The 6,980-nt window shown below is 67.4% G+C and carries 4 protein-coding genes and 1 pseudogene; 3 read left to right on the forward strand and 2 right to left on the reverse strand.

What is annotated here, in order from left to right; translation table 11 throughout:
* Positions 1-95 precede the first annotated feature (95 nt).
* The 3 genes from clpX to P0D62_RS05710 are packed head-to-tail and all read left to right on the forward strand — an operon-like array spanning position 96 to position 5,331.
* On the forward strand, positions 96-1,376 hold the full coding sequence (gene clpX, locus P0D62_RS05700; RefSeq protein WP_275701661.1) for an ATP-dependent Clp protease ATP-binding subunit ClpX: 1,281 nt from the start codon (positions 96-98) through the stop codon (positions 1,374-1,376).
* Positions 1,377-1,408: 32 nt separating this feature from the next.
* Positions 1,409-4,636: a S41 family peptidase gene (locus tag P0D62_RS05705; protein ID WP_275701662.1), complete on the forward strand. Its 3,228-nt coding sequence runs from the start codon at positions 1,409-1,411 to the stop codon at positions 4,634-4,636.
* 47 nt (positions 4,637-4,683) lie between these two features.
* On the forward strand, positions 4,684-5,331 hold the full coding sequence (locus tag P0D62_RS05710) for a vitamin K epoxide reductase family protein (RefSeq protein WP_275701663.1): 648 nt from the start codon (positions 4,684-4,686) through the stop codon (positions 5,329-5,331).
* Positions 5,332-5,334: 3 nt separating this feature from the next.
* Here the strand turns inward: P0D62_RS05710 and P0D62_RS05715 are convergent, their stop codons facing one another.
* Positions 5,335-6,330 (reverse strand): fatty acid desaturase family protein, encoded by a 996-nt coding sequence (locus P0D62_RS05715; protein WP_275701664.1) that lies wholly within the window; start codon positions 6,328-6,330, stop codon positions 5,335-5,337.
* Between the two features lie 541 nt (positions 6,331-6,871).
* Positions 6,872-6,980: pseudogene (locus P0D62_RS05720) on the reverse strand (IS5/IS1182 family transposase); the annotation flags it as partial.

The raw sequence follows: 6,980 nt of genomic DNA on the forward strand, positions 1-6,980 counted from the left end.
GCCGCAACTCTTACGGGGTTGCGGCCCCGTCGGCTGGTCTCACGGGTAGGCTGGCAATCAGAAGCCCACAATGCAACCAGGACGAGGGGGTGACCATGGCGCGAATCGGTGAGTCTCGTGACCTGTTCAAGTGCAACTTCTGCGGAAAGAGCCAGAAGCAGGTCAAGAAGCTGATCGCGGGTCCCGGGGTCTACATCTGCGACGAATGCATCGGGCTCTGCAACGAGATCATCGAGGAGGAGTTCCCCGAGGTCGCCGAGACCGGCTTGGTGGAGGAACTGCCCAAGCCTCGCAAGATCCGCGAGTTCCTCGATTCCTATGTGATCGGCCAGGATTCCGCGAAGAAGGCGCTGTCCGTCGCCGTCTACAACCACTACAAGCGGTTGCAGGCCGAGCAGGAGCCGCAGGCCCGGCGCAGCGAGTCGGAAGACGTCGAGATCGCCAAGTCCAATGTGCTGCTGATCGGCCCCACGGGCTGCGGCAAGACCTATCTGGCTCAGACGCTGGCTCGGATGCTGAATGTTCCCTTCGCGATGGCCGATGCCACCGCGCTCACCGAGGCGGGGTACGTCGGCGAAGATGTCGAGAACATCCTGCTCAAGCTCATCCAGGCCGCCGACTTCGACATCAAGAAGGCCGAGACCGGCATCATCTACATCGACGAGATCGACAAGGTGGCCCGCAAGTCGGAGAACCCGTCGATCACTCGCGACGTGTCCGGAGAGGGCGTGCAGCAGGCGCTGCTGAAGATCCTCGAGGGCACCGTCGCCTCGGTGCCGCCGCAGGGCGGCCGCAAGCATCCGCATCAAGATTTCTTGCAGATCGACACCACCAAGGTGCTGTTCATCGTCGGCGGGGCGTTCGCGGGCCTCGAGGAGATCGTCAACCAGCGCGTCGGCAAGCGCCCTTTGGGCTTCAACAACACGCCGGAGCTGCGTCGGGTGTCTGCCGATCCGTTCTCCCTGGTGCGTCCAGAGGATCTGCACAAGTTCGGCCTCATCCCGGAGTTCATCGGCCGTCTGCCGATCATCACGACGGTCGCCCCGCTCGATCGCGAGGCCATGGAACGGATCCTGGTGGAGCCGCGCAACGCGCTGCTCAAGCAGTTCGTCAAGCTCTTCGATCTCGACGGCGTGAGCCTGGAGTTCACCGACGGCGCCATCTCCGCCATCGCCGATCTGGCGCTGGAGCGCGGCACCGGTGCGCGTGGTCTCCGCGCGATCCTCGAGGAACTGCTGCTCGACGTGATGTTCGAGGTTCCTTCCGACGAGGATGTCGCGCAGGTCGTCGTCACCCGCGAGGCCGTGCTGGGCGAGGACCAGCCCGAGTTGATCATGCGGTCCGAGATCGCGCAGCGCAGGGGACTGTCCGCCTGATCCGCACGCGCTGAGGGGTAAGGTCTACCCTCATGAGTCTTGGTTACCGGCGCTTTCCTCACGTCCTCGATGACACCGTCGTCTTCGTCTCCGACGACGACATCTGGGCGGGTCCGCTTGCCGGGGGACAGGCCGTCCGGCTCACCCAGGGCGAGATGGCTCCGCGTAGTCCCAGGATCTCCCCGAACGGCTCTCAGGTGGCGTTCGTCGCCACCACCACCGGAGGCCACGACCTGCACGTCGTCGGCCTCGACGGTGCCCAGCGCCGCCTCACCTGGCTGAGCGCGCGTCGGATGCTGGTGGCCGGCTGGATGGACGACGAGCACGTGCTGCTGGCCTCCGACCACCACACCATGGCGCGCAACAGCCAGCTCTACGCGGTGAGCCTCGACGGTCACCTCGAGCGCCTGCCCTACGGCCTGGCCATGGGGGCGGCGTTCCATCCGTCCGGCGCCGTGGCCGTGGCCAGCCCCAACTTCCGTGATCCCGCCGGGTGGAAGCGATACCGCGGCGGCATGGCGGTGCGCGTCTGGCTCTCCGACGACGGCGCCACCGGATGGCGGCGCGTGCAGCCTGAGATCGAGGCCAGCCTGTGGCACCCGGCCTTCGTCGGCGACCGCCTGATGTTCACCTCGGATCACGGGGACCGGCCCGACGTGCAGGCCCAGGTGTGGTCCGTCGATCTGACCGGCGGCGACCTGCGTCAGCACACCGCGCACACCGTAGAGGACGGATACGTGCGCGACGCCACCACGGACGGGCGCTCGATCGTCTATCACGCCCGCGGTCGGCTGTACCGGATGGCGGGACTCGACGCCCAGCCCGAGCCCATCGACCTGCGCACGGTGCTGCGTCGCCCCGCGTCGGTGGTTGTGGAACCCACCGATCGGTTGGAGCGGATCGCGCCCGACCACGGTGGCAACGGCTCGCTGCTGGAGTGGCGAGGCGCGGCCTACTTCCTCACCCATCGCTCCGGCCCGGCGCGCGCGGTGAGCGATACGGCGGGCGTGCGCATCCGGGAGCCCCAGGTGCTCGGGCAGACCGGGCGCGGCATATGGGCCAGCGACGTGCTGGGCGAGGACTGCCTGGAGATCAGGTCGCTCACCGGCGAGGGCGGCGTGCGTCGTCTCGGCAAGGGGCGGCTGGGTCGCGTGCTCGAGCTTCAGGCTTCTCCCGACGGTGCGAAGGTCGCGATCGCCAGCCACGACGGTGCGGTCTCCGTGCTCGACGTGGCCGATGGCAGCATCGCGCAGGTCGGGCGCTGCGATCAGGGGGACGCCTCCGGGCTCATCTTCTCGCCCGACGCCCGTTATCTGGTGTGGCGGGAGCCCGTCGGCGATGAGACGGAGCTCGGCCGGCTGGTGGGCTTCGACTTGGCCGAAGAGCGGGCTTTCGAGCTCACCCGCGGGCAGTTCAACGACTTCTCGCCCGCCTTCTCCTCGGACGGGCGCCACCTGGCGTTCCTCTCCAGCCGCACCATCGACCCCAGCTACGACGAACTCGGCTTCGACCTGGCCTTCACCAACACCATCCGGCCATGGATCGTGCCGCTGAGCGCCGAGGAGCCGGTCCCGTTCGGGCCGGCTGCCGATGGTTGGCCGGTCGCCGAGCCGGAGGACAAGTCCGAGAAGGACGGCAAGGCCGACGGCGCCGACTCGGAGGACAAGGCTGCTGGGGATGCCGATGCCGTCGTCTTCGACACCGACGGCGTCGAGGACCGGATGGTCGCGTTGCCGGTGGCCGCCGGGCGGTACCACTCGCTGCAGGCCGTAAACGGGGGCTTCCTCTGGCTGCGCACGGTGCGCGCCCCCGGCGTGCTCGGTCACGGCCGCTCCGGACCCGACGATGACACCCCGGATCAGGTGCAGTACTTCTCCTTCTCCTCCCGCAAGACCTCCACGGTCGTCGACGCCTGCGACTCCGCCGCGGTGAGCGGTGACGGGAAGCACCTCGTCGTGCGCAACGGCGACGACGTGTGGGTGCAGCCCGCCGACACCAAGCCCGGCGAAGACGACGACAGCCAGGTGAGCGTCGACCTCAGCCGGCTGCGTCGCGAGAGCGACCCGAGCGCGGAATGGCGTCAGATGTTCGAGGAGAACGCCCGGCTGATGCGCGACCACTTCTGGCGCGCCGACTTCGACGGCGTCGACTGGGACGCGGCGGTGGACCGGTACCGGCCGCTGTTGGACGTCATCACCACGCACGACGAACTGGTCGACGTGCTGTGGGAGACCGTGGCGGAGCTGAACACCTCGCACGCCTACGTGCTCCCGGCCGGTGGTGCCGAGGCGCAGCCCAAGGTGGCATTCCTCGGCGCCGAGTTCACCCGCAATGCGCGCCGCGAGGTGGTCATCTCCCGGATCCTGCCGGGCGAATCCTCCGATCCGACGGCCCGCTCACCGCTGCGTGCCGCCGGCATCGCGGCCATTCCCGGCGACGTCATCGTCGCGGTCGACGGGCACCCCACCGACCAGGTGTCCGACATCGGCGAACTGCTGCGCGGCGCAGCCGACAAGGTGGTGGAACTCACCCTCGCCCGCGGCGGGAAGATCCGGCGGGTCGCCGTGGTGCCCACCGCGAGCGAGGCGTCGATGCGCTACCACGAATGGGTCTCCCGCAACGTGGCCTACGTGCGCGACGCGTCGGCCGGGCGGATCGGCTACGTGCACGTGCCGGACATGGCGGCGAGCGGCTGGGCCGAGTTCCAGCGCCTCATCGAACAGGCCACGCGCTGCGAGGCGGTGATCGTCGACGTGCGCTACAACGGCGGCGGTCACACCTCCGAGCTGGTGATCGAGCGCATCGCCCGCAAGGTGATCGGATGGGCCGGCGCCCGGGACATCGCCGGTGCGTTGAGCTACCCGCGCCAGGGCATGCGCGGCCCGGTGGCCTTCGTCACCAACAGCTACGCGGGTTCTGACGGCGACATCGTCGCGGCCGCGGCGCAGGAGCTGAAGCTCGGCCCGGTGATCGGGGAGCGCAGCTGGGGCGGCGTCGTCGGCATCGACGGTCGCTACCAGTTGGTGGACGGCACCGAGGTCACCCAGCCTCGCTACTGGATCCACTTCGCCGAGCACGGCTGGGGGCTTGAGAACCACGGCGTCGACCCCGACATCGAGGTGCCGCTCGATCCGGAGGACTGGGAGTCGGAGACCGATCCGCAGCTCGACGTCGCCGTCGCGGAGTTGCTGCGCGCGCTGGAACAGCACCCCGCCACGACGACGCCGAGCTTCGCCCCGCCACGGTTCTCCTTGGGGTGAGCAGTACACTCGGCGACGCAAGGAGAACCCCGAGGAGGAACCCGGCGATGAGCACGCAGACCGAGCTGGATCCGGCCGATCAGGAGATCAGCCCCGAGTCGATGCTGCGCTCGCGTCGGATCCTCTTCACCGAGATGCTGATCTTCGCGACGCTCAGCCTGATCGCCTCCTGGGTGCTGTCCTATGAGGCGATCCAGATCGCGGGGGACCCCAACTACGTCGCGGCCTGCTCGATCAACGAGATCCTGGACTGCGTGAAGGTGGGCAGCACCTGGCAGGCCAACATCTTCGGCTTCCCCAACGCCTTCCTCGGGTTGATCTCGGAGCCGGTGGTGATGACCATCGCGGTGGCCTCGCTCAGCAATACCCGCTTCCCCAAGTGGTTCATGTTCACCGCCAATGCGGTCTACCTGCTAGGCGTGATCTTCGCCTACTGGCTGCTGTACCAGTCGACCTTCGCGATCGGCGCGCTGTGCCCGTGGTGCATCCTGGTCACGGTGGCCACCACGTTCGTGTTCGTCTCGATGACGCACTGGAACATCCTGGAGGGCAACCTCTACGTCTCCGACGCTACGCTGGCCAAACTGCGCTCGTTCGTGCGCGGCGGGTGGATGACCATCGCCTTGATCGTCTGGCTGCTGGTCGTCGTCGTGATCGAGGTCATCAAGTGGAGAAGCCGCCTCTTCGGCCTGTGAGCGTCACGCCCTCCGGTACAGCGCGGTGATCGGGCAGACGAACGGGTCGCGGGCGCCAAGGCCCATGTCGTTCAGGTAGCGGATCACGATGCCGTACGACTTCCACAGCGTGGTCTCGGTGTAGGGCACGTTCAGCTTCCGGCACTGCTCCATGACGATCAGGCGCGCCTGGGCGAGCTGCGGGCGGGCCATGCTGGGGAACAGGTGGTGCTCAACCTGGTAGTTGAGCCCGCCCATGAACATCGACGCCACCCAGCCGCCGGAGATGTTGCGGGAGGTCCGCACCTGCTTGGAGAAGAAGTCGAGCTTCGCGTCGGGAGCGATCACGGGCATGCCCTTGTGGTTGGGGGCGAAGGTGGACCCCATGTAGACGCCGAAGACGGCCAGCTGGACGCCGAGGAAGGCGAAGGCCATGCCCACGGGGAGGAAGAGGAAGATCGGCACCAGGAGCAGGGCGAACCGGGGCAGGATGATGGAGAGCTCCAGCCAGCGGTCCTTCACCTTGCCGCGCGAGAACAGGTGCCGGAAGCTCTTGTAGTGCAGGTTGATGCCCTCCAGCGTGAGCAGGGGGAAGAAGAACCAGCCCTGACGCTTCGTGATCCACTTGATGAGGCCGCGCGCCTTGGTGGCGTCGTCGGCGAGGAAGGAGATGGTGTCCACCTCGATGTCGGGATCCTTACCCACCTTGTTGGGATTGCCGTGGTGCCGGCTGTGCTTGTTGTCCCACCACGAGTAGCTCATGCCGATGATGCCGGCGAGCCACGTGGCCAGGCGGTTGTTGGCGGGGCCGGTGGCGAGGATCTGCTTGTGTCCGGCCTCATGGGCGAGGAACGCCACCTGGGTGAACAGGATCCCGAGCGCGGCTGCGATCAGGAGCTGGAACCAGCTGTGTCCCAGCAGGATGAACCCGGTGATGGCGCCGGCGAACCCGAGAAGCAGCACCCCGGCCAGGCCCAGGTAGAAGCCGTAGGCCCGGCGCAGCAGGCCTTGCTCCTTCACGGCTTGGGATACCTCCGTATAGGCCCTGATCAGGGGAGGGAACTCGGCGGTCGTGGAGTAGGGACGCGCTCCATGCGCGAACACACGAACGGGGGCTCGGAGGGAGGCCGGGGCCTGAAGCGTGGAAATGGGTACATCCGCTCTATCGGCGCGGCGCGCGCATCCTACGTCGGGGCGCTTTCGCTGCGAGGTGAGGAGCCAGGGCAGATTTCCCCATGGCTGGTGACAACTGTAGACGGTCTCCGTCCACGGTCCGGCGAGGTCTCACGAGAACGGCGGGCTGGGCAGGGTGCCGCGCCGGTTGATGGTGGTCGTCCTCGGACTCGACGTGGAACCGGCAGAGTTGCCCGACAATGACGAACTCGACGACTGGATCGAGTCGGTGTTCACGTGATGGAACTCCATCCCACGCTCTTCGAGGTGTGAGGCCGCTCGCGGCCGAGCCTCGAGGAGAGCCAACGCAACAATCCGCAGGAACTGACCGCGGCTAGTGGCTGGGATCGGTGGTCCAGATCGTCGTGTTAGAGATTCCGCAGGTAGGTCATGGTCGTCGGGTTGGTCGGGTGTCCCAGCGGTGGGTTGTCCAAGCGGTGCGGACGAGGCGTCGGATCACGATGACCGCGTTGGCCAAAGCGATGAATGCCTCGATC

This window comes from Tessaracoccus caeni (assembly GCF_029211185.1).
Classification (GTDB): Bacteria; Actinomycetota; Actinomycetes; order Propionibacteriales; family Propionibacteriaceae; genus Arachnia; species Arachnia caeni.